The sequence below is a fragment of the Mycobacterium sp. NAZ190054 genome, assembly GCF_001545925.1.
Taxonomy (GTDB): domain Bacteria; phylum Actinomycetota; class Actinomycetes; order Mycobacteriales; family Mycobacteriaceae; genus Mycobacterium.
Genome location: NZ_LMVQ01000268.1, coordinates 1 through 25,947 on the forward strand (window position 1 = coordinate 1; position 25,947 = coordinate 25,947).

The 25,947-nt window shown below is 69.1% G+C and carries 26 protein-coding genes and 1 tRNA gene; 6 read left to right on the forward strand and 21 right to left on the reverse strand.

Features of this window, described 5'->3' with window-relative positions; translation table 11 throughout:
* Positions 1–68 precede the first annotated feature (68 nt).
* The 8 genes from ASJ79_RS32410 to ASJ79_RS18285 form a co-directional block, all read right to left on the reverse strand.
* The gene (locus tag ASJ79_RS32410; protein ID WP_369803706.1) at positions 69–230 is read right to left on the reverse strand and encodes a hypothetical protein; all 162 of its coding nucleotides are present in this window, start codon (positions 228–230) and stop codon (positions 69–71) included.
* 9 nt (positions 231–239) lie between these two features.
* On the reverse strand, positions 240–1,160 hold the full coding sequence (locus tag ASJ79_RS18255; protein WP_231750912.1) for a MoxR family ATPase: 921 nt from the start codon (positions 1,158–1,160) through the stop codon (positions 240–242).
* Between the two features lie 38 nt (positions 1,161–1,198).
* Positions 1,199–2,338 (reverse strand): DUF4350 domain-containing protein, encoded by a 1,140-nt coding sequence (locus ASJ79_RS18260; RefSeq protein ID WP_067958036.1) that lies wholly within the window; start codon positions 2,336–2,338, stop codon positions 1,199–1,201.
* The gene (locus tag ASJ79_RS18265; protein WP_067958039.1) at positions 2,335–2,985 is read right to left on the reverse strand and encodes a DUF4129 domain-containing protein; all 651 of its coding nucleotides are present in this window, start codon (positions 2,983–2,985) and stop codon (positions 2,335–2,337) included. Before ASJ79_RS18265 ends, ASJ79_RS18260 begins: the two co-directional genes overlap by 4 nt.
* Before the next feature lies 1 nt (position 2,986).
* On the reverse strand, positions 2,987–4,150 hold the full coding sequence (locus ASJ79_RS18270) for a hypothetical protein (protein ID WP_197420265.1): 1,164 nt from the start codon (positions 4,148–4,150) through the stop codon (positions 2,987–2,989).
* Positions 4,151–4,207: 57 nt separating this feature from the next.
* Entirely contained in the window at positions 4,208–4,705 is a 498-nt protein-coding gene (locus tag ASJ79_RS18275; protein ID WP_067958044.1) for a nuclear transport factor 2 family protein, read from the reverse strand.
* Positions 4,706–4,714: 9 nt separating this feature from the next.
* Entirely contained in the window at positions 4,715–5,785 is a 1,071-nt protein-coding gene (locus ASJ79_RS18280) for an NAD(P)-dependent alcohol dehydrogenase (protein ID WP_082753918.1), read from the reverse strand.
* A gap of 79 nt (positions 5,786–5,864) precedes the next feature.
* Positions 5,865–8,597, reverse strand: a complete 2,733-nt coding sequence (locus ASJ79_RS18285) for an AAA family ATPase (RefSeq protein ID WP_082753919.1) — start codon at positions 8,595–8,597, stop codon at positions 5,865–5,867.
* Positions 8,598–8,717: 120 nt separating this feature from the next.
* Between ASJ79_RS18285 and ASJ79_RS18290 the strand changes: the two genes are divergently transcribed.
* Both ASJ79_RS18290 and ASJ79_RS34785 read left to right on the forward strand, forming a co-directional pair.
* Complete coding sequence (locus tag ASJ79_RS18290; protein WP_067958047.1) at positions 8,718–9,704, forward strand: LLM class F420-dependent oxidoreductase; 987 nt, start codon at positions 8,718–8,720, stop codon at positions 9,702–9,704.
* A gap of 10 nt (positions 9,705–9,714) precedes the next feature.
* On the forward strand, positions 9,715–9,843 hold the full coding sequence (locus ASJ79_RS34785) for a hypothetical protein (RefSeq protein WP_255374747.1): 129 nt from the start codon (positions 9,715–9,717) through the stop codon (positions 9,841–9,843).
* On the opposite strand, the gene ASJ79_RS18295 is transcribed toward ASJ79_RS34785, so the two are convergent.
* From ASJ79_RS18295 to ASJ79_RS18305, 3 genes are read right to left on the reverse strand one after another with little or no spacing between them, the layout of a single operon-like run.
* Positions 9,840–10,757 carry a phosphatase PAP2 family protein gene (locus ASJ79_RS18295; RefSeq protein WP_067958050.1) on the reverse strand — a complete coding sequence of 306 codons (918 nt, stop codon included), beginning with the start codon at positions 10,755–10,757 and terminating at the stop codon, positions 9,840–9,842. The two genes, ASJ79_RS34785 and ASJ79_RS18295, sit on opposite strands and share 4 nt — an antisense overlap.
* Before the next feature lie 24 nt (positions 10,758–10,781).
* Complete coding sequence (locus tag ASJ79_RS18300; RefSeq protein ID WP_067958051.1) at positions 10,782–11,777, reverse strand: hypothetical protein; 996 nt, start codon at positions 11,775–11,777, stop codon at positions 10,782–10,784.
* Positions 11,767–13,419, reverse strand: a complete 1,653-nt coding sequence (locus tag ASJ79_RS18305) for an N-6 DNA methylase (protein ID WP_067958130.1) — start codon at positions 13,417–13,419, stop codon at positions 11,767–11,769. The genes ASJ79_RS18300 and ASJ79_RS18305 overlap by 11 nt, the downstream gene beginning before the upstream one ends.
* A gap of 149 nt (positions 13,420–13,568) precedes the next feature.
* Between ASJ79_RS18305 and ASJ79_RS18310 the strand changes: the two genes are divergently transcribed.
* Positions 13,569–14,339, forward strand: coding sequence for a hypothetical protein (locus ASJ79_RS18310; protein WP_067958052.1), 771 nt, complete (start codon positions 13,569–13,571; stop codon positions 14,337–14,339).
* On the opposite strand, the gene ASJ79_RS18315 is transcribed toward ASJ79_RS18310, so the two are convergent.
* The 6 genes from ASJ79_RS18315 to erm all read right to left on the reverse strand — a co-directional run bounded on the left by ASJ79_RS18315 (position 14,326) and on the right by erm (position 18,353).
* The gene (locus ASJ79_RS18315) at positions 14,326–15,060 is read right to left on the reverse strand and encodes a hypothetical protein (protein ID WP_231750909.1); all 735 of its coding nucleotides are present in this window, start codon (positions 15,058–15,060) and stop codon (positions 14,326–14,328) included. The two genes, ASJ79_RS18310 and ASJ79_RS18315, sit on opposite strands and share 14 nt — an antisense overlap.
* A 49-nt stretch (positions 15,061–15,109) precedes the next feature.
* Positions 15,110–15,850, reverse strand: coding sequence for a hypothetical protein (locus tag ASJ79_RS18320; RefSeq protein ID WP_067958058.1), 741 nt, complete (start codon positions 15,848–15,850; stop codon positions 15,110–15,112).
* Positions 15,847–16,926, reverse strand: a complete 1,080-nt coding sequence (locus ASJ79_RS18325; RefSeq protein ID WP_231750910.1) for a hypothetical protein — start codon at positions 16,924–16,926, stop codon at positions 15,847–15,849. Before ASJ79_RS18325 ends, ASJ79_RS18320 begins: the two co-directional genes overlap by 4 nt.
* On the reverse strand, positions 16,899–17,216 hold the full coding sequence (locus tag ASJ79_RS34070; RefSeq protein WP_231750911.1) for a hypothetical protein: 318 nt from the start codon (positions 17,214–17,216) through the stop codon (positions 16,899–16,901). Before ASJ79_RS34070 ends, ASJ79_RS18325 begins: the two co-directional genes overlap by 28 nt.
* Positions 17,217–17,219: 3 nt before the next feature.
* On the reverse strand, positions 17,220–17,504 hold the full coding sequence (locus ASJ79_RS18330; RefSeq protein WP_082753920.1) for a type VII secretion target: 285 nt from the start codon (positions 17,502–17,504) through the stop codon (positions 17,220–17,222).
* 69 nt (positions 17,505–17,573) lie between these two features.
* A complete protein-coding gene (gene erm / locus ASJ79_RS18335) occupies positions 17,574–18,353 on the reverse strand; it encodes a 23S ribosomal RNA methyltransferase Erm (protein ID WP_067958140.1) in 780 nt (259 codons plus the stop codon).
* Between the two features lie 291 nt (positions 18,354–18,644).
* Between erm and ASJ79_RS18340 the strand changes: the two genes are divergently transcribed.
* Together ASJ79_RS18340 and ASJ79_RS18345 are read left to right on the forward strand one after the other, a co-directional pair.
* On the forward strand, positions 18,645–19,358 hold the full coding sequence (locus tag ASJ79_RS18340; RefSeq protein ID WP_067958064.1) for a hypothetical protein: 714 nt from the start codon (positions 18,645–18,647) through the stop codon (positions 19,356–19,358).
* A 65-nt stretch (positions 19,359–19,423) separates the two neighbouring features.
* Positions 19,424–20,239: a hypothetical protein gene (locus tag ASJ79_RS18345; protein WP_156448514.1), complete on the forward strand. Its 816-nt coding sequence runs from the start codon at positions 19,424–19,426 to the stop codon at positions 20,237–20,239.
* Between the two features lie 90 nt (positions 20,240–20,329).
* Here the strand turns inward: ASJ79_RS18345 and ASJ79_RS18350 are convergent.
* The 4 genes from ASJ79_RS18350 to ponA2 form a co-directional block, all read right to left on the reverse strand.
* Positions 20,330–20,403 (reverse strand) — tRNA-Pro (locus ASJ79_RS18350).
* Between the two features lie 242 nt (positions 20,404–20,645).
* A complete protein-coding gene (locus tag ASJ79_RS18355; RefSeq protein WP_067958074.1) occupies positions 20,646–21,737 on the reverse strand; it encodes a PLP-dependent cysteine synthase family protein in 1,092 nt (363 codons plus the stop codon).
* Entirely contained in the window at positions 21,734–22,699 is a 966-nt protein-coding gene (locus tag ASJ79_RS18360; protein WP_067958077.1) for a metallophosphoesterase, read from the reverse strand. Before ASJ79_RS18360 ends, ASJ79_RS18355 begins: the two co-directional genes overlap by 4 nt.
* Before the next feature lie 45 nt (positions 22,700–22,744).
* Positions 22,745–25,183 (reverse strand): transglycosylase/D,D-transpeptidase PonA2, encoded by a 2,439-nt coding sequence (gene ponA2, locus ASJ79_RS18365; RefSeq protein WP_067958080.1) that lies wholly within the window; start codon positions 25,181–25,183, stop codon positions 22,745–22,747.
* A 333-nt stretch (positions 25,184–25,516) separates the two neighbouring features.
* On the opposite strand from ponA2, the gene ASJ79_RS18370 reads away from it, so the two are divergent.
* Complete coding sequence (locus tag ASJ79_RS18370) at positions 25,517–25,873, forward strand: WhiB family transcriptional regulator (RefSeq protein ID WP_067958083.1); 357 nt, start codon at positions 25,517–25,519, stop codon at positions 25,871–25,873.
* The last annotated feature ends 74 nt before the right edge of the window (positions 25,874–25,947 follow it).

Sequence of the window (25,947 nt, forward strand, 5' to 3'; positions counted from 1 at the left end):
GCCGAGATTGCACCTGGTCAGCTGTGTACTCGAACTTTCGCTGCTGGAATGCCATTTCGGCGGGAGGGTCAGCGGAAGTCGCGGGACTTCGACGCCAGGGCGACGTCCAGCACGACGGCGACGGCCAGCAGCGCTGCCAGCGCCGCGAAAGTTGCTGCCGGGTAAGGCGACACCACGACCGGCAGCGCGCACAGCAGCGCGATCAGCCCGACCCGACCGGTGAGAACCACGGCCGTCGGCTATCTCGGCACGGGCACCGCGGACAGGATGCCCTCGATCACGCCGTCGGCGCTGGCGCCTTCCAGCTCGGCCTCCGGCCGCAGCGCCACCCGGTGCCTCAGCGTGGGTCTGGCCATCGCCTTGACGTCGTCCGGGGTGACATAGCCGCGGCCGGACAGCCACGCCCACGACCTCGCGGTGGACAGCAGCGCCGTCGCGCCGCGCGGGGAGACCCCGAGCTGCAGCGACGGGGAAGTCCTTGTGGCGCCGACGATGTCGACGATGTAGCCGAGCACCTCGTCGGCGACGAGGACCTGCCGGACGGCCTCGCGGCCCGCGGCCAGTTCGGCGGGCCCGGCGACCGGTTTCACGAACGACAGGTCGCGCGGGTCGAATCCGTGCGCGTGCCGGTTCAGGATCGCGATCTCCTGGTCCCGCGGCGGCAGCGGCACGTTGAGCTTCAACAGGAACCGGTCCAGCTGGGCCTCGGGCAGCTGGTAGGTGCCCTCGTACTCGATCGGGTTCTGGGTGGCGGCGACGATGAACGGGTCCGGCAGCGGCCGCGGTTCCCCGTCCACGCTGACCTGACGTTCCTCCATCGCCTCCAGCAGCGCGGCCTGCGTCTTGGGCGGGGTGCGGTTGATCTCGTCGGCCAGCATCAGGTTGGTGAACACCGGCCCGGCACGGAACTCGAACTCGGCGGTGCGGGCGTCGTAGACCAGCGACCCCGTCACGTCACCTGGCATCAGGTCCGGGGTGAACTGCACGCGCTTGAAATCCAGCTGAAGCGCCGCGGCCAGCGTGCGCACCAGCAGTGTCTTCGCGACGCCCGGCACGCCTTCGAGCAGCACGTGGCCGCGGCACAGCAGCGCGATCACCAGACCGCTGACCACCGCGTCCTGTCCGACGACCACCTTGCCGATCTCGGCGCGAAGGGCCATCAACGCGTTGCGGGCACCCTCGTGCGGGGTGGGCTGTGTCACGACTGTGCGACCTGCCTTTCGATGTCGTCGAGTGCGCGTGCGAGGTTCACCAGATCGGCGTCGGTGGCCGGTGGCGGCCCGTACAGAGTACGGGCGACGGAGTCCGAATCCAGCCCGCACCGGGCGGCGACGGCCTGGCTGAGGTCCTGCGGCGACGCGGCCACGGTCAGCCCGAGCCGGGGCAGCATGCGCTGGCGCGCCGCGGTGCGCAGCGACTCGGCCGCGACGTCCCTGGTGCGGCGGGACCGGTACAACCGGCCACGTCCCTCGACCGTCTCGGAGGCCCGCACCACGACCGGCAGCTGCTCGGCGACCAGCGGTCCGACCCGGCGGCCCTTCCACCAGGCCAGCAGGGCCACCGCCACGACCAGCTGCAGGGCCATCCAGTTGACCTGTGCCGGAATGAGATCGGTGAACGACGCGGCGCCTTCGGAGCCGTCGCTCTCGCTGCGCTGCGGGGCATACCAGATCATCCGGGGGTGCGATCCGGTCAGGTTCATCGCCAGCGCGGCGTTGCCCTCGTCGGCCAGCCCGGCGTTCATCACGAACTGGTCGCTGCCGACCACGGTGATCGTGCGGCCGTCGGCGGTGTAGCGGGCCAGCACGCCGTCGTAGCAGCGGGTCACCGGGACCGAGTCCCGCGCCTCGTAGGTTTCGGCGATACCGAACTGCACCGCGCCGGCGCGGGTGGCCTCGCGCAGGTCGCAGTCCGGGGCAAGACCGCCGAACTCCGTGGTGTCCGCGCGCTCCAGCTCGGGGGCCAGTTCCTCGCGGGTCTTGCCCAGGGGGGCGATCAGCAGCCGGTCGCCGGGGACGGCGGACAGCCGGCGCAGCAGCTCGTCGTCGAACAGATGGTAGGTCTGCGCGGCGACGACGAGGGTGTCCGCGCGTGCCTCGCGTTCGACCTCGGCGATGGAGGCGGCCTCCACCACGGTGACACCGTGCTCGCGCAGCAGCGTCATCAACGCGTGTACCCCGTCGGATGAGGTGGACGCCGGGTCCAGGTGACCGCCGGGGCGCGGCGCGGTCAGCCAGGTGGTCAGCGCGGCGACCGCGACGATCGCGGCCAGGCCGAGCAGCACCCAGCGCAGCACGGACCAGCGCTGGGTGAAGGTGGACCCGACGGCGGTGCTCATCGCACCTCGGCCCACGGCTGCTGGGCCGCTTCGGTGTGCGCCGCAGCCGAACCCGAAGCCTGGCTGCCCAACCGGTCGTCCAGCGCGGCGATCATCCGGTACTGCGGTTCGGTGCCCGGCCGCTCACCGTAGGTGACGTCGTTGAAGGTCTCCGCCGCGGTGGACAACTCGCCGGCCAGTCCGGGTACGGCGCGGCCGGCGGCGTGGGCGAGTTCGGTGGCGGTGCGTCCGGGCACCGCGTCGAGGACCCCGTCCTCCTCCAGCCTGCGCGCGATGGCGCGGACCCGGTGCCGGATGGCGGGCGCCCAATCACCGGCTGCCGCATGGCGTTCGGCGGTGGCTCGGTGCTCCGCGGCACTGAGCAGCTGGTCGCCGAACAGTGGCGGCGCGGCGCTGCGGTCGCTGCGCATGGCCCGCCGCGCGATGCGGACCGCGACCACGACCGCGACGATGAGCAGCACCACCAGCACCGCCACGGTGTACCAGCCGCCCGGGAACTTCGACGCCGACGCGGTCAACCGGTACAGCAACTCCTCGAGCCAGTCGAGGATCATGTCGGTCAACGAGGGCTTGGGATAGATGTTCTTGGCGAGCTCGCCCTGCGCCGCCTCCCGCGCCGCGTCGCGGTCGATGTCTATCGTCGACACGTCAGTGCGGGCCGCCGGTCAGCCAGAGATCGTCCGTGGAATCGGCGGGCGCCTGGGGCCCGGCCGTGGCGCCGGTCTGCAACACGAGGTCGAACGCCTCGGCGCGGATCCGCCGGTCGGTGTACTGCAGCACCACCACGCCGGCGCTGAACGGGCCGGTGATGATCTGGCCGACGGCACCGCCGACCGAGAACAGCACCATCGAGATCATCGCCGCAGTCGTGGTCGCCGACGCGGTCAGCACCATCTGCCCGCCGATGCTGAACGGGATCGACACCGCGCCGGCGATGAACTGCGCCACGATCGCGGCCAGCAGCCAGATCCCGAACACGCGCCAGAAGTCCCCTTTGATCAGCGCGAACGACCGCTTCACCGAGCTCAGGATGCCGCGTCGTTCCAGCACGATGGCCGCGGGCGCGAACGTCAGCATCACCGCCACCCAGATCGCCGCCAGGACCGACGCGACCACCAGCGGAGCCGCGAACAGGAACGCGGCGGGACCGTCCACCACGGCCACCGCCAGCACGACCATCAGCAGCACGACACCGAACCACACGATCAGCGCGAGCATCTTGAGCACCGTGAACCCGATCAGCGCCCACAGTCGCGGTCGCAGCCGCCGCCACGCTTCGCCGATCGTGATGCCCGCGCCGAACACCGAGCGGCCGATCACCACCGTGAGCAGGCCGCTGAGCAGCGTGCTCGACAGCGCCGTGGTGATCGCGGCGGCCAGGCTCGACGCCGTCCAGCTGACCAGCACCTCGGTGGACGCCTCGTCACCGTCGAGGGATTCGGCGAACTGTCCGGTGAACGCGAACGGCCACAGTGACAGCAGCAGCGCGACGATCTGCGCCGCGATGACCACGATGGTCGTCAGGCCCAGGGTGGCCTTGGGGTTGGCGCGGATGTACGCCACGGCCCCGTTGAAGATGTCGGACAACGTCAGCGGCCGCAGCGGCACGACACCGGGTTTGAGGACCGGCGGGCCGTACGGCGGCGGATACGGGGGGCCGCCGTAGCCGGGGGCCGGGTAGCCGGGAGGCCGGCCCGGCGGCTGCCAGTACGGGGGCGGATAACCCTGGTATCCCGGTGGGGGATAGCCGGGGGCCACCGCACCGGGGGCCGGTGGCCCGGGGGGCCCGTATCCGCCGGCGTTGTGGGTCATGCCCACCATCCTGTCGATCACCGGCGGAATTGACAACGTGGGCTGTCCGGCGCGGCGTCAGGCCGGTACGCGCCGCCAGAGGTCGTCGAACGCGATCGCGTCGAAGAACGCGGTCGCCTTCACGATCCGGTCACCGGCCACGGTGAGGAACCACGCGTAGGTGTTCCGGTACGGAACCCCGTCGCGTGCGGTCCCCTCGGCGTCGAAGAAGACGATGACGGTGTCGCCGTCGGCGTAGATGTCCCGGATCGCGGGGATCAGGCGTTGGGCCATGCGCGCGTTGAACGGCCGGATCACGTTGGCCAGGAAGTCTTCCTTGCCGGAGTAGACCCGCGCCGCCGCCGAGTTCCCGACGATCTCCCACGTGACGTCGTCGGCGAGCGCATCGTAGGGGCTGCCCGTGCCGGCCCGCCACGCCTCGAAGCCGGCCTGCACCGTGGCCAGATTGCGGGTCTCGACGGTGTCATACGGATCTGCCATAGCCATTCCTGTCGGTTGGGTGATGAGCAGGGCGAACGCCAGCAGCGCGGCGATCTTCAGTCTCGGGATCGGCATTCGGCGTCCTCAGTCGTAGACGATGACCGCACGCCCGAGGACGTCGCCGCGGCCGATCGCCTCGAGGGTCTCGTTGACGTCGTCGAAGCGGACGCGGGTCACCGAGTGCTTGATCTGTCCCGCCTGCGCCAGCGCGAGGACCTCGGTGAGGTCGTTGTAATTGCCCCAGAACGACCCGAAGTACGTGTATTCCCTTGCCACCAAGGGAAACAGCGGAATGTCGATGCGGTTGCCGATGAGCCCGACGGACGCGACCGCACCCTCGGCGGCCAGCAGCGCGAACGCGAGCCTGATCGACTCCTCGGAGCCGGCGCACTCGATGACAGCGTCGAGTTCTGTTCTTCCGGTTGCGGATTCGAGTTCAGAGCGGACCTTGTCGACGTCCTTGTCCCGGACGTTGATGACGTGGTCGGCGCCGTTCTCCTTCGCGATCTTGAGCTTGTCGTCGCTGCGTGCGAACGCGACCACCTGCGCGCCGCCACCCAGCAGCTTCGCGTACTGCGCGGCATAGCTGCCCAGACCGCCGACACCCGAGACCGCCACGGTCCGGCCCGGCCCGAGGTGTCCTGCGTTCCGCAGCTTCTTCAAGCCCCGGTAGGGCGTCAGCCCGGCATCGGTCAGCGGTGCCAGGTTGTCCGGTGACAGTTCGCCGCGGCTCGGGATCTTGATCAGGTACCGGTAGTTGACGGGCAGGTACTCCTGATATCCGCCGTGGCGGCCGAACCCGGCCCAGACGCCGTGTGCGCACAGCTGCTCGTTGCCGTCGTGGCACTGCCGGCAGGCGCCGTCGCCCCAGCTGCCGAACACCACCACCTGGTCGCCTTCGCTCAGACCGGCCGATTTCGGAACCTCCGAGCCGACACCGTCGACCCAACCCGCCACCTCGTGGCCCGGCGTGATGGGGAAGTCCATCGCCAGACCGTTGTCGAAGTAGCCGTCGGTCAGCTGGAAGTCGGTGCGGCACATGCCCGCACCGCCGACGCGGATCAGCACCTCCTCAGGTCCCGGGGCGGGGACGTCGATCTCTTCGAGGCGCAGCGGCTGTTTGTAGCCGAACATGCGTGCGGCCCGCATCTTCATGTGCACTCCTTCGTCTCGCGGCACAGGAATCCTCGCCGGGACGCGTGGCTGTTCGCATCCGCCACTGGCCAGTCCCGGTTCAGCGGTTCTCGCGTTCGGCGAGAGCGTGCTCGAGTTGGCTGCGGGACCGGATCCCGAGCTTGGTGAAGACCTTGCCGAGGTGGTACTGCACCGTCCGGGCGCTGATGAACAACCGCGCGCCGATCTCCGGATTCGACAAGCCCTCCCGGGCGAGGCGAGCGACCTGGGCTTCCTGCGGGGTGAGGGAGGTGACGGCCGGGGTGGTGTTCCGGCGCCTCGCGGTCTCTCCCGTCGCGAGCAGCTCGCGGCGGGCCCGCTCTGCGAAAGCCTCCATACCGACGGTGTCGAAGACGGCCTGGGCGGCACGTAACTGGTTACGCGCGTCCAGCCGACGCCGCTGCCTGCGCAACCACTCGCCGTAGAGCAGGTGGGCCCGCCCGAGCTCGGGGCGCAGTCCCGCTCGGCCCAGCCGTTCGACGGCTTCCAGGTAGAACGGCTCTGCGGTGCCGTCGTCGCTGACCAGCGCGCGACACCGTGCCTCGATACCCAGGCCCCAGTCGGTACCACTCGGCGTCGTCATCTCCACCAGTTGGTCCAGCGCCGCGTGCGCGGCGGCGAAGTCGTCGAGGCGCACGCTCGACTCCACCAGTTCGGCCAGCGCCCACCACGATGCGCCGCCGTCCCCGGGATGTGAACAGGCGTCGGCGGCGGCGTCACGTGCCGCCTGATACTCGCAGTGGCCCACCGCCATCACCGCCTCGGCCCACACGATGACCGTGAGCCCGTGCCCCTCGCCGCGACGCTCGGCGTCCCGACGGGTGGCCGCGCTCAGCGACCGCAACTCGGCCCGCCGGCCGCGCCAGGCCGCCAACACGATGGCGCTGTAGGGGCTCAGATTGTTGCCCATGGCGTCGATGGCGGCGCACATCTCCTCCGTCACGTGTGCCGCTTCGTCGAAGTCACCCGTGTACAGCAGCGGAATGAAAATGGCGCTCAACGCCAGCGGGAGATGGCTGACCGAGCCGGACTCGCGGACCAGCTGCAGGTAACGTCGCGACAGCGAAGCGTGACGGTCGATGTCCCACACCCGGGAGGCGGCCAGACACGCCAGCAGCATCCACCGCATCTCCTGACCCGCGCTCATCCCCTCGCCGTAGACGGACAGCGCCTTCTGCAGGGTGGGCAGACCCTTCTGGAAGCCGCCGCTGTACTGGGTGGCCAGACCGTCGAGTAGAAGGTCCGCGGGCGCGGGGGCGCCCAATGCCCGCAGAGCCGCGCCGGCGGCCTCGGACACCTCCGACATGTCGCCCTCACTGGCGAGCCGTCCCGCGAAGAGCGCCGCGGACATCGCATCCAGATAGGTTTCGCGGGCGAGCCCGGCGTCGACGGCCTCCCAGCGGCGGGCGGCGGCCAGCAGCAGCGGTGCCGCGTCGTTGCCGTGACTGCTGATGAAAGCGAGCTGCGCTCGCACGAGATCTGCCTGGGCACGCTGCCTTTCGGTCAGTGGGGCAGCATCGGCGAGTCGGAGCAGATCCTTGGCGTCGTCGAGAACACCCGCCTGCGCTTTGGCTTCAGCTGCGGCCACCGCGCGGTCGCCGCGGCGGGCAGGGTCGGCTGTCAGCGCCGAGGCGCGTTCCAGGAACGCCGCCGCGGCGGCGATCCCGCCCCGCGCACCCACCCGGCTCGCGCAACGTTCGAGCTCCTCGGCGACCGCCTCGTCCGGGCCGACGGCCGCGTAGCCGAGATGCCAGGCGCGCCGCTCGGGGTCCAACTCACGGTCGATCACCGTCGCGAGCGCGCCGTGGATCGCCTGGCGGTCGGACAACGGCACCGATCGGTATGCCGTGGATCGGATGAGAGGATGCCGGAACGTCACCCGGCTTCCGATCTCGGCCAATCCGGCTTCCATTGCAGCCACCGCCGCGTCTGGTTCGATGCCGAGCAGCTCGGCGGCCCGCCACATCGCGGACGCGTCGCCGGACGGTTCCGCCGCGGCCAGCGCCAGCAGCCTGCGCGTGCGAAGCGGTAGGTCGTGGATCTGCTTGCGGAGCGCTCCTTCGAGGCTGTGTGTCAGCGGCATCCCCGGCTCGCCGAATCCACCCGCCAGCGCTGCCCGGTCCAGAGAACGCGGGATCTGGAGTAAGGCCAGCGGGTTGCCGCGGGCTTCGACGACGATCCGGTCGCGGACCCGCGCGTCCAGTGGTCCGTCGAGACCGCGAGCCAACAGGGCCTGCGAGTCGTCCTCGCGCAACCCGCCGATCGCCAGTTCGGCGAGTCCGCGTAACTCCGGCCCGGCCGTCCGGGTCGCGAACACCACGCCGACCCGTTCCGCGGCGAGGCGCCGGGCGACGAACGCAGTCGCCAGGCTGGAGGCGCGGTCCAGCCACTGCTGATCGTCGACGAGGAGAAGGACAGGACCCTGTTGGGCGGACTCGGAGACCACGTTGAGCGCGGCAAGACCGACCAGGAACGGATCCGGCGTGGCGCCCTGACGTCGTCCGAATGCCGTCGCCAGCGCGTCGCGCTGCCGATCCGGGATGCGGTCGAGGTGCTCGGAAAACGGGACACACAGATGGTGCAGCGCCGCGTAGGCGAACTCCGTCTCCGACTCCACGCCGGTGACGCGGGCCACCCGCCAGTCCGGAACGCGGGAGGCGACCGCGTCGAGAAGCGCGGTCTTCCCGATCCCGGCGTCCCCGCTGAGGACGAGGGCCCTGCTGTGCCCGGCACCGACATCGCGCAGCAGGTCGTCGAGGGCGCGCAGCTCCCTGCCGCGACCGATGAGCTCCACCGTGGCCTCCTGGCTCGGGCAAGAAAGTGGTCACCCCTGGTCGAGACGCTATCGGCCGGACCCGGGCACCGCCAGCGCGGAGGATCGTTTTGCCCTCACCGGTAGGGGTACCCGAGGCGCATGACGCGTTTTGGCTACACCCTGATGACCGAGCAGAGCGGCCCGAAAGACCTTGTCCGCTACGCAGTGTCGGCAGAGCAGGTGGGTTTCGACTTCGAGGTGTCCAGCGACCACTACTTCCCGTGGCTGTCCTCCCAGGGCCACGCGCCGTACGCCTGGTCGGTGCTGGGAGCCGTCGCGCACGCCACCGACCGCGTCGAGTTGATGACCTACGTGACCTGCCCGACCGTGCGCTACCACCCGGCGATCGTGGCGCAGAAGGCGGCGACCCTGCAGTTGCTCGCCGACGGCCGGTTCACGCTGGGGCTGGGCAGCGGGGAGAACCTCAACGAGCACGTCGTCGGCAAGGGCTGGCCGACGGTCGGCCGCAGGCAGGACATGCTCAAGGAGGCCATCCAGATCATCCGCGAACTGCACACCGGGGACCTGGTCGACTGGAAGGGCGAGTACTTCGAGGTCGACTCGGCCCGGCTCTGGGACGTCCCCGAGGTGCCGGTGCCGATCGCGGCGGCGGTGTCCGGGGACCGGTCGGTGCACCAGTTCGCGCCGCTGGCCGACCATCTGATCGCCGTCCAGCCCGAGAAAGACCTCGTCGACTCGTGGCACGAGGCGCGGGGCGCGACCGGGCTGCCGGGCGACGTGCGGGTGATCGGCCAGATCCCGATCTGCTGGGACACCGACCGCGACGCCGCGGTCGACCGCGCCCACGACCAGTTCCGCTGGTTCGCCGGCGGTTGGGCCGTGAACTCCGACCTGCCGACGACCGCCGGCTTCGACGGTGCAACCCAGTTCGTGCGCAAGGAGGACGTTGCCGAGTCCATCCCGTGCGGCCCCGACCTCGATGCCATCGTCGAGGCGGTAGGTGAATACTGGGAGGCGGGCTTCACCGACATCGCGCTGATCCAGGTCGGCGGCGACAGTCAGGAAGCGTTCCTGAAGGAAGCAGCGGCGCCGCTGCTGGACAAGCTCCGCTCCGCATCTCAGTGAGAGGTTCGCCATGACCCGCGGCAAAGGGATCTACGACGACGAAGAAGGTTCGGCGGCATCCCGGTCGGTTGACACCGAGAAGGACCCGGACCGGGACACCCCGGACGTGGACAAGGACACCGAGGAGCCGACGGCCTAGCGGGCCGCGGCGGGGTCGCCGCGGCGTTTGGTCTCCAGCCGGCGCCAGGTCCACCAGAACAACAGCGCGGCGAAGATCGAACCCGCCGCCGCGAGCCACTGGGCGCTGAGGAACAGCCGCCACTCGGCCGCGGCGTCGATGTCCTGGTGTAGGGCGGTCAGCAGCGCCGCCGCGCCCAGCGCCGCGCTCGCCGCGCCGACCACGGTGACCAGGGCGACGAACACGGTCCGCAGCGTGTACCGGGCTGCTCCCGGGGTGACCACCGCCCGGACGCGGCCGGTGCGGGCCAGGAAATGCGAAGCAGCGCAGGCCACTACGAGTGCGACCGCGTCCGCGGCCAATGTGTCCGAAAGCCGGTGCCACTGCGCGATGACCGTGTAGGCGCCGATGCCCACCGCCCAGGTCAGTGCGAAGAACATCGCGACACCGCGGAACCGGTACGGCATCACGATCAGCGTGGCGAACAGCACCGACATCGCGGCCGTGGTGTGCCCGCTGGGCAGCGTGTTGGCCAGGTACTCGTCACTGGCCAGTAGGTTGGGACGTTGCAGCACAACGAATTTCAGGAGCTGCGTGACGGCCTGGCTGCCGAGGATGACGGCCACCGCCGCGACGGCGAGGTTGACCTGGCGGCGCAGCAGCCCGATCGCGCCGACCAGCAGGGTCGCCACCGCCAGGGACGTCACCGTGATGGTGTCCAGCAGCGTCCTGGCCGCGAGGAACGCCCGCGGGTCGACCTGATCGGCGCCGTAGAGCGCGGCGTTCTCGATCGCCTGGCCGGTGGTAGTGCGCACCGCCAGCCAGTAGACCGCGGCGAGGAACACCAAGGCGCAGAGCAGGATCGCCGTCCATCGACGGCGCGCACGGGCGAGCCGGACGCGCGTTTCGTCCCGGGGAAGGAGATCGGTCTGCACGGGTGCACGATCCTCTCATGTCCGTCAGCCGGCCGCGAGGCTGCGCCGCAGCCGGGCCTCCTCGTGCTGGGTGATGTTCGAGTTGTCCAGCACGATCGTCAGCATCACCGCGAAGAACCGGGCCGGGCTGAGCTCGTCGGGCACCAGGTCCGTGCGCAAGGTCACGTCGGGCAACGCGGCGAGCTGCGCGGCCACGTCGATCGGCGGCGGTTCGCCGGCGACGTCGGCGGGGTCGTCGATCTCGAAGAGATACGGCTCGATGACGGCGTCGTCCGCACCGGGTGGCTCATCGATCGGTCCGTCACCCTCCCACTCAGGCACCACGAGGGCGCACGCGTCGTACGCGTCGGCCTCCCTGCCGAGTTTGATCAGCAGGTCGGCGATCCAGTCGAATTGCCTGCGCTCCTCGGTGTAGGCCGTGGAGCGCAGGCAGTACATGAACCCCAACGCGGCCAACGGATGGCGCAGGGCGAGGTTCTTCGCGTCGCCATAGGACTCCTCCACGCGGTTGGCGGCGTTCTTGCCGAACGACGAGTCCATTCGTTTGGTCGAGATGAGCAGCTCCGGCCCGGTCTGCCAGGACGACATGATCACGTCGACCTGCTTGAAATAGTTCTTGCCCGCGATGTTCGCCGACGCTGCGCCACCGGTGGCGACACCGGCGCGCAGCCGCGCGAGCAGATCGTCGCGACCGGCCGCTTTCGGGATGGACTTCACGAACGCGAGGACGTCCCGGTCGACCACCCGCGGCGCTTCGGCGCGCGGCCAGACGGCGTCGGGGTCCAGCCCGGCGCGCCGCAGCTCGTAGGCGACCCACACGTCCAGGGCCAGCGCGGGCACCCCGGAGCGGCTCTCGGCGCCCAGCAGGATCGGCACGGCGAGCAGCTTGCGCAAGGTGCCGTAGTCAGGGGCGAAGCTGCCGTCGGCTTTCCACGGGTTCACGGTCTTGAACGGAGATTGGTCGACGAGGGCGTCGAACAACGGCCACGCCAGAGCCTTGGCGCTGGGTTTACCTGACACCGTTGGCTTTTCCGCGGGCCAGACGACGGGCGGTGAGGCCGGCGTGGTCGCGGCGGACCGCCGTCAGCGCACGTTCGGACAACGTCGAGGTGGCGAGCAGCAGGACCTCGTCGACCAGGGTGACCGCATCGAGCAGCCGCCCGTCACGCAGCCGCGCGGTCACCGCGGGCCGCACCCGGCGCAGCGGATCGGCGTTGCGGTGCACCAGGTCCGGGGACGGCACCGGCAGCACATCGGCTTCCCGGGGTTCGATCTTGAGCATCCCACCACCGTAGGCGCGGCCCACCGTCTCGGCCCCCAGCAGGGTCACCGAGTTCAGCGACGCCAGCGGCAGCAGGTTCATGCCCAGCCGGCGCAGGTCGTCGCGCAGGTACACACCGTGCACCGAATTCAGGTGGTGCACGCGGGCGCGGTTGCTCGTCAGACGCGGCGTGTCGGCGTTCATGTAGGTCAGGAACAGGTCGGCCGGGCGCAGGTAGGGCACCCGCCACCACGGGGTGCGCACCCGGCACTTGTAGGCCCGGTGCACGTCGAGGTCCTCGCCGGAGGCGATGTAGTGCCGGGCGGCGGGGGAGGGCTCCTCGGTGGGCCGGAACAGGTACGTCGACTGCCCCGCGGCCCCGAGCGCGCGCAGCGCGTTCGGGCTCAGGGCCAGGCCGCGCAGATGGCGCGAGCCCGGCGGTGACAGCGGCAGCAGATCCGACGGCGCCAGCCCCAGCGCGTCGACCTTCGCGGGCGACAATGTGAAGAACCGGTTGCTGCCGGTCACCATGCCCAGCGTGGTGTCGCCCCAGGTCTCCAGCGGTGTGAACGCGTCACCGCGCACCGCCGCGTCGAACGCCGACAGGCCGGCCGCCGACATCAGCCCGGCGGACCATTTGGCGCCGTTGCCCGGCGGGCTCCACCGCCGCGACCCCGTCAACCTGGCCAGGCCCTCGGCGTCGCGGACCTGGGACAGCTGCATGTGCTGGGCGCCCGTGCCGCCGTCGGGCTGGTAGCCGTCGGCCAGCAGCAGCACGACCTCCTCCAGCACACCGGGGAACACGCGCTCGTCGAACAGCACCAGGCCGACCGACGCGAAATGGTCCATCAGGTACTGGCGCACGCCGGCGGCGTAGTTCACGCTCAGCAACTCGGCGGGCAGCACGAGCCCGAGCCGGCCGCCGGGGCGCAGGTGCAGCGCCGCGTGCACGGTGAACGCCGCCCACGACGACGCGAGGTTGGACAGTGTGACGCCGGCGCGCAGCGCGGCCTGGCGGGCGCGGGCGCGGGACTCTCCGGCGAAGTCCTGGTACCGCACATACGGCGGGTTGCCGACCACCGCGTCGTAGCAGCCGAACTCGTTGTGGGAGAAGAAGTCCTGGTTGTGGATGACCGCGTCGATGCCGTGCGCGCGCAGGCCGCGTTCGGACTCCAAGGCCGAGTCGGGGTGGATCTCGACGCCGACCAGCGGGCCGGTGTGGCCGCCCCGTCGCCCGATCTCATGCAGGAACACGGCCTCTCCGCAGGACGGTTCGAGCACCGCGTGGCCGGGGTCGCGCACCGCCCAGTCGGCGAGGAACCGGGCCACCGGGGCAGGGGTGAAGAACGCCCCGCGCGCCTTGCGCAGCGCGGCGTCGTCTCCTCTGTCACCCGGAAGCATGCGCATATCGTGCCGCAGCGCACCGACAGAGCCTCGCTGACCCGCCGACCTCGGCGGACGGGGCTGGGCCCTTCGCCATCGTCTCGTGCAACGCCGGAAAGCGCGGACAGGTGGGAAGTGCGGTGACCCGCAGACTCCAGAATGGAGCCATGACGGGCGGTCTTTCGGAGACGGTGTGGTCAGAACTGGTCGGCACGGTCGCGGTGGTCGATCTGGAGTCGGCCTGCGAACTGTACGGCCGCGACACTTTGCCTTACCCATTGGGCCGTAGTCGACCGGTCGGCTCGGTGTGGCTCGCCACCAGGGAGGTGGGACCGGTCGACGACCGACTGGACGACGGTGATCTCCGCGGCGTTCGAACCTGGGTGGAAGCCCTCGTGCGGGCCGACGTCTGTGTCGAATGCCGGGTGCAGTACTTCGATGAAGACCTGCCGGATCTTCGTCTGCACGCGACGCGGGCGGGGGACTGCGGGTTTGTGGCTTTGCAGGGCAGAGATCCTGACGGTGTCGACGTCGTCGACATCCACGCGGTATCACCGGACAGCTTGGGCGTGGTGATCGCCGAAATGGCCGGGCTGGTCGGTGCCGGGGCGTATCCGCGGATCGCGGTGACCGGCGGCGGGGACCGGATTCCGAAGCCGCCGGAGGCGCTGGACGAGTACGACGACCGCGGCCTCACGATCACCCCGGCAGGCCCCGGTGAGCCCGCGGTGTCGGTCGTTGACGGCCGTGACGTCGCGGCGACCGGGACCGTGCAGGCGCGGCATCGCGGCTCGGATCCCGAGGGTGAGATCCTGCAGTGGGTGCAGGTGCGTGGCGACGGCGACTACCTGTACGAGGCCGGTGAGACTGGCTGTGCCGAACCGCTGGACGCCGAGATGTTGAGTGCGTTCGTCGGGCAGCTGATCATTCCGGGGTGAACCTTGCCTCGTCGAGACGACGCAGTGCGCGAGCGTCGACGAGTTCATCCCGGTATTCGGGGTGCTGCCAATAGAATTGCACCCACTCCTGCAGAGCCCGGCTGTCATCGGTGATCGCATCGGCGATGAGCATGGCGTTGCGGCCGCCGTGGAGTACGACGACGATGACCTTGTTGAACGGCTTTTCCCCTTTGGGCGGGTGATCAAGGATCTCCCCGATGTCATCCCATGTGCCGGTACGGAATGAGCCCCATTGGCCGTTCCAGATTTCGAAGCCACCCGGGTGTAGACGCAGGTGTCCTCCACTTCGGTGCTGGATCATGCGGTAGACGGTCGGCACGCCGAGCAACACCATGCATGCACAGCCGGCCGGCACCATCACCCGCATGACTCCGGACGGTACGTAGTCGACCAGCCCGAGCGGCGCGAAGACGAGGTAGAGCGCCGCGGCAAGGAAAACCGCGGAAGCAGACGCGATCAAGATGGTGTCGACGAATCTGGCGGGGCGAAGCAGAGTGCCATCGGCTCCGATTTCTGTTCGCGGTTGTGCTCTGCCCTGTGACGTGACGAGAAAGTACAGCGCGAAACCGTACGCCCATACGGTCATCAGGAAGACGATCAGCGCCGTCAGGTAACTCCCGCCGAGCAGCCACATGACTGCCCATACGCCGGTGAAGGCGCCGATGCCTATGAGGACAGCGAAGAACGCTATGACCCGCACGGCATGCCTCATCGCGGACCAGGGGTGTGAGATTCACTGACCGGGCGCATCATTCGGTGGCGAACCTCTCGTCGTGGAGACGTTGCAGGGCGCGGCCATCGACCAACTCGCCCCGGCACTCGGGATGGTGCCAATAGAACCTGACCCACTCGCGGAGCGCGTCACTGTTGTCGGTGATGGTGTCGGTCACCAGCATTGCGCTGCTCTTGGGCAGTTTGAAGACGATCATCTCGCGGCCGATGCTGCGACCACGGGCAGGACGGTCCAGGATCTGTTGGATCTCGTCCCATTCGCCGCGCTTGAAGATGCCCCAGTGGCCGTTCCAAATCTCAAAGCCGTCGGGGTGGAGGCGCAGGTGGCTGTCGCCGTGCTGGAACATCCGGTAGAGAACCGGGATCCCGAACGTCAGGATGAAGACACACAGAGAGATAACCCCCACCCGGAGAGTGCCTCTCGGAACGTAATCGACCATGCCTTGAGGCGCGAACACAAGGTATAAGCCCGCTGCGAGAACACCACATATGAACCCGACTATGCTCACCGGGTCGAGCCACTTCGCCGGCCGGATCACTGTGCCGGCGGCACCGTATTCCGTCCGCGGTCGGGCCGCTCCCGACAGCGCGTACCCCACCTGGAAAGTCGCAGTAGAGCACATGATGCCGGCACCGAGCATGATGACCGCGGTCAGGTAGCTTCCGCGGGCGAGCCAGGTGACGGACCATCCCACGAGGAAGACGGACAAGACCGCCACACATAGGATGGCCACGATCAGCCGGACGTGGGATTTCATCGCGGACAAAACGTATTGCCGATCCAGTTGCCCAGTGCCTGGCCGGCGCCGGACGCGCCGAACACTGCAAGAGCGGTGATCGGTGGGCTGAACGAAGCAGTGGCAATACCCCCTAGCGTGCCCGCAGCCAACGAGGTGGCGCCCTCGGCCGCCGCGACGCACTTCTCGAACCCGGTGTCCGCCACCGCGATATCCCACAAGGCAGCGCCGATTCCCAGAGCCGGGCCACCGTATTTCGCACCGATCCGCACCTTCTCCACCGCCTCATCGGTGAGCATCGGGATACCTCGTCCGGCTTGGTTCTCCAGCCCACTGAGCGCTGCACCGGCGGCAGTCAGAACCGGATGGTTGTAGAGGTCGAGCGGCACATCGGCCTGCCGGCCGTCCGGCGTCCGGATGGTGCCGACCTTCTGGCCGTTGGGCCGTTCCAGGAAATTGATGACGGTGCCGTCGGCGAGCTGTGTCGTGGTCGACTTCGAGCCGGCCAGGCTGTCGTGAGCCCACTCTTCGAAGAGGACCGAGGTCGTCGTCGAGATCTTGTTGCCGTCCTTGTCGAAATGCACTTCGGTGGTCAGCGGACCTCGATCCGAGAACTGTGGTTCGGCATTGACAGTCCTCACGTACTTACTGCCGTCCTGCATGTAGTGCGTGGTCGTGGTGGCCATCTCTTCGCCGGTGGTGGGGTCGTACCGCGTCTCCACCTTCGTATCCCGGATCGTCTGCGCCATGTCGGTGTCCCTGAGGATGGCCTGCTGGAGAAACCCGACAGGGTGCGACGGATTGGGTACCTCGTCGCCGGGTTTCTGCCCGCCCGGCACCAGCAGGCTGCCGGGATCGCCTGGGCTGAGTGCGTCGAATCCGTGCGGTGTGGCGGCGGCGGCGACCTTGGCGGCGGTCTCGTCGTCGGCGGCGCCCACCGCCAGCAGCAATCGGTTGACGGCGGTCTGTTCGGCCTGGGCACGCCTCTCCAGCGCGGCCGCCTCTTCAGCGGTCAGCTGAGCGCCGGTGATCAGGACCACCCATTGATCGCTGACGTTCAGCCGGCCGGTCATGTCGATCTGATCGGCCTTGTCCAACGCGCCGTCCGTGCCCCGCCGATGGTGTCGGCACCCGCGGCGAGGGCTTCACCGAGCGCCGTGGTGTACGCCGAGAAGTCCTTCGTCTGGTCACTCGCCCGCCCGAACATCACCGTGGCCGCGGTGTGGGCGTCACCCGACCATGCTCTGGTTTCCTGCATGGTCTTGATGTTGGTGCTCAACGTGGTCACGGCATCTTCGACGGCCTTGCCGCAATCCTCGATCACCTGGCCGGTGAACTTCAGAGAGTCGGGATTCCAGCGCTCCAACCGGGACCGAGAAGGCAGCACGACTCAGAAGATCCCTTCGAATCGGCCGGCCAGAACGGCGTCGGTGACCTCGTAGGTGTTGCCCGCGCCACGCACTGCCGCACCCAGGTCGCTCACACCGGTGGCGATCCGGCCGGCAATCGTCTTCACATGTGCGCCGACGAGCCCGACCGCCCACTGGGTGGTCGATCCGTCCAAACCGTCGGCGGCAGTGGCGACTTTGGTCCCGACGTCGGCTTCCCGAATCCGGGCCGATGCGATATCCACTTGACCGGCGAAGGCACGCAGTATGTCCGGGTCAACTTCCACAGCAGTCTCCATCCGACTGTCGACACGCAGGGTTGCTAGAACTGTAGCCGCGGCAGAACGGGGGTTCGATCACCAATTTCGACCGGCCTTCGCGTACAACCGGTGAAACACCGCCGCCCACTGCCGCGCGGTCAGATCCCGCGGCAACGCCGTCGGCCGAATCCCGTTCTGCTGCAACCAGCCACGGCTCACCCGGCGCGGCGCTGTGCGGTCGATGATCTGCGCGATCCCGCGGCCGCGGCCGGTGAACACCTGGTGCACCATCGTCTGATAGCGGGCGCGGTCCGCGGTGTCGACGAGCGGTTCCGGTCGCCGCTGGATCGTCATCACCCCGCCGTCGACGCCCGGCTGGGGCCGGAACGCGGCGGCCGGAACACGCTGCAGCAGCCCGAACTCGAACCACGGCCACCACTGCGCGGTCATCATCGTCGCGCCGCCCACCGCGGCGCGACGGCGCGCCACCTCCCACTGCACCAGCAGCACCGCGTCGGTCCACCCGGGGCTGTACAGGATGCGCCGCAGCATCGCGGTGGTCAGGTGAAACGGCAGATTGCCGACCACCACGTGGGGACTTCGGGGTAACCGGTAGCGCAGGAAGTCGGCGGTGACGACCCGTGTGGTGGCCGGTGTGCGGGCGGCCAGCCGCTCGGCACGGCGCGCGTCGACTTCGATCGCGGTGAGCGGACGGCCGAGGGTCTGCAACGTTCTGGTCAGCGCGCCGTCGCCGGCGCCCACTTCGACGATGGGGCCCTCGGTGCGGGCGACGGCGGCGCGGATGGCGGCGATGACGGTGTGGTCACAGAGGAAGTTCTGGCCGAATTCATGGCGGCCGTGATGAGGTGAGGACACGACAAACTCCAGCGAGCAGCGCAGTGGCAGGGACACGTGCGGTGGCGGCGGAGTTGTCGCCTCGTTGAGAAGAAGACGAGCGAAGCGTCCGCCGCTAGGCGGAGCGCAACTTCATCGAGCAGGCACACATGGCCCCGACGGTATGGTGTGGCGCCGGGTCGGTGCAACCGATTTTCCCGAACGGGCGTGGGGGTTAACCCCCACCAGGGTCTCGGGAAAACGTTGTGTCGCGCCGGCGGGCGGGTCCATAGGGTCGAGGGCATGGTCGTCGACCGTGGAGTGAGGCCCGTGATGACGCACGACCCAGGATCCGGAATATCGGGAAAACTCGGTGTCGCACCGTTTTTCGTGGCGGTGCCGATCACGGTGATCATCACCGGCGGATTCAATCTTTCCCGGTCGATGCCGATGCCCGCCGCGCTGGCCGTGGGTGCGGGCTGGGGGCTGGCACTCGGGTTGGTGGCGGCCTACCTGCGAACGAAGCCGAAACTCGCTGCCGCGGTCGAGGACTCACTGGTGGCCCTCGGCATCGTCGCAGTCGCGTTCGCCGCCTGCGGTGGTGTGATGGCGTTGTTGATGCTCAACGGCGCGTTGAGCAGTTCGTCGCTCACCGGCGAGACCCTGGAGGCGACGTTCGTCCCGACGATCCCGTTCTACATCGTCGCCAACGGCTCACTCGAGCTGGTGATCGTGCCGCTGCTGGTCTACCTGGGATGGCGCGCGGGCCGGCGCCGGGTCTGCATCGTGACGGCGGCGGTGCTGTACTTCGCCATGCGGGTGTGGACCTATGTCGCCTACCGCCCCGCGCGTCTGGGTTTCGCCGATTCCGACCACACCGACACGCCCATGTCGCTGATGGAGCGCCAGTCGGCCTACCTCGACCTGAAACTCGACGACCCGCGCTGGATTCTGCTGCTGGTCATCCTCGCGGTGCTCATCGCCGCGGCGGGCTATCCGCGTCTTCGAGAAATCAACGCGGGCAACGGCCTCGGGACGGCACAGTGACCACCGCGCTGTCACCTCGCGGGGATCTCCAGTCGCCGAACCGGTCGGCGCGCCACGCTGCGGCGATGTTCGTTTCCTTCGCGGCGATCGTGCTGTTGGCGACGCAGCTCGAACCCGTCGTGCCGCCGTACCACCCGCAGCTTCGCGCGCCGATCGGGTGGATGCTGGCCGCGTCGAGCGCAGGTCTGGCGCTGCTGCTGGTGCTGCGTCCGGTCACCCATCGTGCGGTTCTCTTGGCCGCGGGATGGTTCGTGCTGTTGGCGGCGCTGTTCCAGGGCTTCGTGGTCGGTGACCTGATCGCGATGTTCGGCACCTGGTTGGTGGTGCCGGGTTTGGCGTTGGTGGCCGGTCAGCTGCGGCCCCGGCCCCGCAAGGCGCTGGTCGCCGCGCACGCCGTCGCCGCCGCCGCCTGGGTCGGAATCGGGGTCACGTTAGTCGCGATGGCGGTGGTCGCGATGGCCACCGACGACGTGTCCGCCGCCCATGCCATCTACGAGATGATGGCGACCTTCGACGTCACCCTGCTGCCCTGGGCGAACTTCGCGACGGTGCTCACCGGGCTGGCCCTGAGCTTCGCCACGAAATGGGGACTGATCCGTCACTACTGGGTGATCGCGAAAGCGGTCGTCGCCGTGGGCATTCTCGTCATGGCGTTCGGGTTCCTGCACGACGAACTGGAGGGTGTCGTCGATCAGACCGCCGCACTGGCCGCGACGGGCGGTACGGCGGCCCAGCCATGGGGCGGCGCCGGCGTCGTGCTGTGGGGATTCGTCTGCGCGGGTCTGGGTCTGGTCGCGGCGATGCTGCTGTCGCTGTACAAGCCCGGCGGGCGGACGAGGTTCGCGACGGCCAGGCCGGCGTCGCGCGGGCGCACACCGTGACGTCCGGATTTCCGCGGCTCCGCACGCCCGGACAGCAAGAAGGCCCCGACCAGGAATCCGGTCAGGGCCTCTCACCTGCGAACACACGAGTCGGGGTGGCGGGATTCGAACCCACGACCTCTTCGTCCCGAACGAAGCACGCTACCAAGCTGCGCCACACCCCGAGTGAAGCCACGACAGCGTATCGCACCGGGCGCCGTGGACGCCAAACGCCCATTGGTGACGCGACACACCTCGGGATGGATCTGACGTGTCGGTGGCGTTATGCACACTGACAGACACGGACCGACGAAACGAGGCGGAACATGACCGGGTTAGGCGCATCGATCTACCTGGGCTTCTTCTTGCTGGCCGCGCTGTGGCTGTTCCTGACCTCCGATGGCCCGCTCACCCGGCGCCCCGACGATCAGGGCCAGCGGCCCGACCGCTCGAACTCGGCCAGCACCCCGGCCGAATCGGCCGGTCCGATGCCGTGGCTGGCCAACCACTCGTCGCAGAAGTAGGTGTCGGCGTAGCGGTCGCCGCTGTCGGCGAGCAGGGTCACCACCGACCCGCGGCAACCCTGTGCGACCATCTCGGCGAGCAGGCCGAACGCACCCCAGATGTTCGTCCCCGTGGACGGTCCGACGCGTCGCCCGAGGACCTGGCTGACGTGATGCGCGGCCGCCACCGACGCGCTGTCGGGCACCGAGATCATCCGGTCCACCACTCCCGGCAGGAACGACGGCTCGACCCGCGGACGTCCGATCCCCTCGATCCGTGACGACGCCCCGGTCACCACGTCGGCCCCGGTCACATACGACGGATAGAACGCGGAGTTCTCCGGGTCCACCACGCAGAGCCGGGTGGGATGGCGTCGGTAGCGGATGTAGCGGCCGATCGTCGCGCTGGTGCCGCCCGTGCCTGCACCGACGACGATCCAGTCCGGCACCGGATGGGTTTCCTGGCCCATCTGCTCGAAGATCGACTCGGCGATGTTGTTGTTGCCCCGCCAGTCGGTGGCGCGCTCGGCGTTGGTGAACTGGTCGAGGTAATGCCCGCCGGTCTCCTCGGCCAGCCGGTGCGCCTCGTCGTAGACCTGCGCCGCCTCGTCGACCAAATGACACCGGCCGCCCTGGGATTCGATCAGGGCGATCTTGGACGCGCTCGTCGACGCCGGCATCACCGCGATGAACGGCAGCCCCAGCATCGCCGCGAAGTAGGCCTCCGACACCGCCGTCGAACCCGACGACGCCTCGATGACCGTGGTGCCCTCGCCGATCCACCCGTTGCACAGCGCATACAGGAACAGCGACCGCGCCAGCCGGTGCTTGAGACTGCCGGTGATGTGGGTGGTCTCGTCCTTCAGATACAACGAGACGCCCGCCGACCAGCGCGGCGGCAGCGGGTAGCGCAACAGATGCGTGTCAGCGCTGCGGTGCGCGTCGGCCTCGATGAGCCGGACGGCGTTGTCCACCCATGCCCGCGACTGACGGCGACACGGGCCGGGCGGGGTCACCGCGCCGATACGGACGGGCTCGACTGCCCGGCCCTCGATCCCGCCTCGGAACCGCCGGTCGGCGCCGCGACGAGCGTGAGCAGCGTGGCCTCGGGCCGGCAGCAGAACCGCAGCGGGGCGAACGGCGACGTGCCGATGCCCGCCGACACGTGCAACTGGGTGCGCGCGCCCCAGCGCGACGGGCCCTTGGCCCGGGACCGGTCGAGATCGCAGTTGGTCACGATCGCCCCGTAGAACGGCAGGCACAGCTGACCGCCGTGGGTGTGACCGGCCATCACCAGCTGGTAGCCGTCGGCGGCGAACCGGTCCAGCACGCGGGGCTCGGGGGAGTGCGTCAGCCCCAGCGTCAGGTTCGCCGTCGGGCTCGCCGGCCCGGCGATGGTGTCGTAACGGTCGCGGGTCAGATGGGGGTCGTCGACGCCTGCTGCGGCGATGTGCAGACCCGCCACCTCGAACTCGCGCCGAGTGTGGGTCATGTCCAGCCAGCCCCGCTCGGTGAACGCCGCGCGCAGGTCCTGCCAGGGCAGCGGCTCACCGTGGATCCGGTGGGTGGGCTTGGTCAGATAGTTGGCCGGGTTCTTCAGCCTCGGCGCGAAGTAGTCGTTGCTGCCGAACACAAACACCCCGGGGACCGACAACAGGTCGCCGAGGGCCTGCACCACGGCCGGCACCGCCTTCGGGTGGGCCAGGTTGTCGCCGGTGTTGACGACCAGATCCGGCTCCCAGCCCGCCAGCTCACGCAGCCACGCCTGTTTGCGCCGCTGCATCGGGCGCATGTGGATATCGCTGATGTGCAGCACCTTCAGCGGCGACGACCCCGGGGAGAGCACCGGCATCGTCGCTTCGCGGACGACGAAGGCGTTGCGCTCGATCAGCGACGCATACCCGATGCCGGCGACGAGCGTGCCGACCGACGCGGCAGCGGTGGTCTTGAGGATCGATCCCGGTGAAACTACAGGCATTCGCCCAGCCTATCGCTATTCGCTGTGCGCCACAGGTACCCGAGGTCAGCCCGGCGGGGGCGGACCGAGCACCGGCACCGTGATCGGCGGCAGGCCCGGGATCTGGATCACCGTCTCACCCACCGGTGGCGGCGGCGCGCCCGGTGGTCCACCGGCCGGTGGTGGCGGCGGAGCGGGCGCGATGCCGTTGGAGATCTGGATCGTGATGATCGACCCCGGAACGGTCTGGCCGGACGGGGTGGTGCCCACCACGGTGCCGTAGGACGACGAGCTGTTGACCGACGTCGGCTGGTCGGCCACCTGGAACCCGGCTTCGCGCAGTCGTTGCCGCGCGGCGTCCTGGGTCAGGCCGGCCACACTGGGCACCTTGGAACTGGGCGCCCCGTCGACATAGCGCGGATCCGTCGGCGGCAGCGTCACATCACCGAACGCAGTGGCGATCGGCTTCATCGCGGTGAACCAGGTGCGGGCCGGCTCGTTGCCGCCGAACAGGTTGCCGGATCCGCACTGCCGCAGCGGGAACGAGCACAGCTCGGTCGGGGCCGTGGAGTCGTCGTAGATGTAGCTGGCGGCGGCGTACTGGTTGGTGAAGCCCAGGAACGCCGACGAGCGGTTGGCCTCGGTGGTACCGGTCTTGCCCGACATCGGCAGGTTCCAGCCCGCCGCGCCTGCCGCACCGGCGGCGGTGCCCGCGCCGGTGTCGTCCTTGCTCATCGCGACGGCCAGCGTGTTGGCCAACCCCTCGGGGACCACCTGCTCGCACGTCTCGGTGGTCACCGACACCGGCTCGCCGTAGCGGTCGTAGACCTCGGCGATCGGGTTGGGCGGGCACCAGGTGCCGCCGGAGGCCAGCGTCGCCGCGACGTTGGACAGCTCCAGGGCGTTCACCTCGATGGGGCCCAGCGTGAACGACCCGATGTTCTGCCGTTTCACGAAGTCGGCGAGGCTCTCGTTGCTTTCCGGGTCGTAATCGCGCGCGGTGCCGGGCAGCGCGTAGGACCGCAGCCCCAGCCGCACCGCCATGTCGACGGCACGCTGCACCCCGACCTGGGCGATCAGCTTCGCGAACGCGGTGTTCGGGGAGGTCGCCAGCGCATCGGTGACGCTCATCTGGCCGCGGTAGTTGCCGGCGTTCTGCACACACCACGTCGCGGGCGGGCAGCCCCGCGCGCCGCCGCTGCCCAGGCCCTTGGCCTCGAAGCGGCTCGGCGCGTCGAGCTTGGCGTTGATCCCCATGCCCATCTCCATCGCCGCGGCGGTGGTGAAGATCTTGAACACCGACCCGGCGCCGTTGCCGACCAGCGAGAACGGCTGCGGCTGCATCGTCTCCCCGGCGTCGAGGTTCAGGCCGTAGGTGCGGTTGCCGGCCATCGCCAGCACCGGGTGGGACTCTTTACCCGGACGGATCACGCTCATCACGCTCGCCACGCCGGGCAGGTCGGGGCTCGCGTACTCGTTGATCGCGTTCTTGACCGAGGCCTGCACGTCCGGGTCCAGCGTCGTCTTGATCATGTAGCCGCCCTTGGCGACCTGGTCCTTGCTGATCCCGGCGCGGGCCAGGTACTCCAGCACGTAGTCGCAGAAGAACGCGCGATCGCCCGCGGCGATGCAGCCGCGCGGCAGCTCCTTGGGCTGAGGCAGCACGCCCAGCGGCTGCTGCCGGGCGACGCGCAGCTCTTCGGCGTGCTCGGGGAGGTTCTCGATCATGGTGTCCAGCACCACGTTGCGGCGCGCAAGGGCGCCGTCGGGATTGGTGTACGGATTCAGCGTGCTCGTCGACTGCACCATGCCCGCGAGCAGCGCGGCCTGCTGCCAGTTCAGCTCCGAGGCGTTGATGCCGAAGTAGGTCTGCGCCGCGTCCTGCACCCCGAACGCGTTGTTGCCGAACGACACCAGGTTCAGGTAACGCGTCAGGATCTCCGGCTTCGTGAACGTCTTGTCCAGCGTCAGCGCCATCCGGATCTCGCGCAGCTTGCGGGCCGGGGTGGTCTCGATCGCGGCCCGCTTCTCGGCGTCGGTCTGGGCGATCACCAGAAGCTGGTAGTTCTTCACATACTGCTGTTCGATGGTCGAACCGCCGCGGGTGTCCAGGTTGCCCGACAGGTAACCCGACAGGCCCGTCAGTGTTCCCTGCCAGTCCACACCGTTGTGGTCGGCAAACCTTTTGTCCTCGATCGAGACGATCGCCAGCTTCATCGTGTCGGCGATCTGATCGCTGGGCACCTCGAAGCGCCGTTGGTTATACAGCCACGCGATGATGTTGCCCTTGGAGTCGGTCATCGTCGACACCTGGGGCACCTCGCCCTCGACCAATTGGGCCGATCCGTTGGCGACCACATCGGAGGCGCGATTGGACATCAGCCCGATCCCGCCGACGACGGGAAACATCAAAGCGGTGGCCACCACACTGGCGAGCAGGACGCACCAGGCGAGCTTGATGACCGTCACCGCACGCGGCGGCTGGCCCGAAGGGTGCTCCGGCATGCATACAGACTAGCGACGGCTCGCGTCCGGCCATTCTCCAGCAGCCCGGATGCGGTCCTGACAGACCGTGTCAAACGCCGCTGACAAGCGCTTCCGCGGGGAAACAGTCCGCAGAAGTGCCGCACTGTACCCGTCTGACGGCACGGTTGTCCCAAAAAAGTGGTCACGGACGTATTGCGCAAAGCGTCCCTGACCACCTAAGTTGAGCTGACAGTGCGATGCAGGTCACACCCGGTACTCGCAATGTGGCGTAGATCGCACTAGCAATCAACGCATGGGTTAACAGGTCGTCTGCGTTGTCGGGGCGCGGCCAGAACGATAAGGGGATCGCTGGTGTCAACAATCAAGCCTGCGGCTCGTAAGACCTCCGTGGATCCATCCGGCCAGTCCATTCTGCACGGCGCCGAGGCCGAAGCCCGTATCGCTTGGGTTTCGCAGGCCCGGTGTCGTCAGACGGACCCGGACGAACTGTTCGTCCGCGGCGCCGCCCAGCGCAAAGCCGCGGTGATCTGCCGGCACTGCCCGGTCATCGCCGAGTGCGGTGCCGACGCGCTGGACAACCGGGTGGAGTTCGGGGTCTGGGGCGGCATGACGGAACGCCAGCGCCGCGCCCTGCTCAAGCAGCATCCCGAGGTCGTGTCCTGGGCCGACTTCTTTGCCGCTCAGCGCAAACACCGCACTGCCGGCTAAGACATCGCAGGGCTGAGCCGCGATTGCCTGATTCGCGGGTCGGCGCAAATACGCACCAGATCTGAATTCGCGGT

Bases quoted from the DNA above. Each gene is read 5' to 3' on its own strand.
- ASJ79_RS34785 (WP_255374747.1), top strand. From the start codon at position 9,715: ATGACCCGCGGCAAAGGGATCTACGACGACGAAGAAGGTTCGGCGGCA.
- ponA2 (WP_067958080.1), bottom strand. From the start codon at position 25,183: ATGCCGGAGCACCCTTCGGGCCAGCCGCCGCGTGCGGTGACGGTCATC.
- ASJ79_RS18305 (WP_067958130.1), bottom strand. From the start codon at position 13,419: ATGCTTCCGGGTGACAGAGGAGACGACGCCGCGCTGCGCAAGGCGCGC.
- ASJ79_RS18360 (WP_067958077.1), bottom strand. From the start codon at position 22,699: ATGCCTGTAGTTTCACCGGGATCGATCCTCAAGACCACCGCTGCCGCG.
- ASJ79_RS18290 (WP_067958047.1), top strand. From the start codon at position 8,718: ATGACGCGTTTTGGCTACACCCTGATGACCGAGCAGAGCGGCCCGAAA.
- ASJ79_RS18320 (WP_067958058.1), bottom strand. From the start codon at position 15,850: ATGAAATCCCACGTCCGGCTGATCGTGGCCATCCTATGTGTGGCGGTC.
- ASJ79_RS18260 (WP_067958036.1), bottom strand. From the start codon at position 2,338: ATGAGCACCGCCGTCGGGTCCACCTTCACCCAGCGCTGGTCCGTGCTG.
- ASJ79_RS18270 (WP_197420265.1), bottom strand. From the start codon at position 4,150: ATGACCCACAACGCCGGCGGATACGGGCCCCCCGGGCCACCGGCCCCC.
- ASJ79_RS18280 (WP_082753918.1), bottom strand. From the start codon at position 5,785: ATGAAGATGCGGGCCGCACGCATGTTCGGCTACAAACAGCCGCTGCGC.
- ASJ79_RS18340 (WP_067958064.1), top strand. From the start codon at position 18,645: ATGACGCACGACCCAGGATCCGGAATATCGGGAAAACTCGGTGTCGCA.
- ASJ79_RS18255 (WP_231750912.1), bottom strand. From the start codon at position 1,160: ATGGCCCTTCGCGCCGAGATCGGCAAGGTGGTCGTCGGACAGGACGCG.
- ASJ79_RS18310 (WP_067958052.1), top strand. From the start codon at position 13,569: ATGACGGGCGGTCTTTCGGAGACGGTGTGGTCAGAACTGGTCGGCACG.
- ASJ79_RS18275 (WP_067958044.1), bottom strand. From the start codon at position 4,705: ATGCCGATCCCGAGACTGAAGATCGCCGCGCTGCTGGCGTTCGCCCTG.
- ASJ79_RS18345 (WP_156448514.1), top strand. From the start codon at position 19,424: ATGTTCGTTTCCTTCGCGGCGATCGTGCTGTTGGCGACGCAGCTCGAA.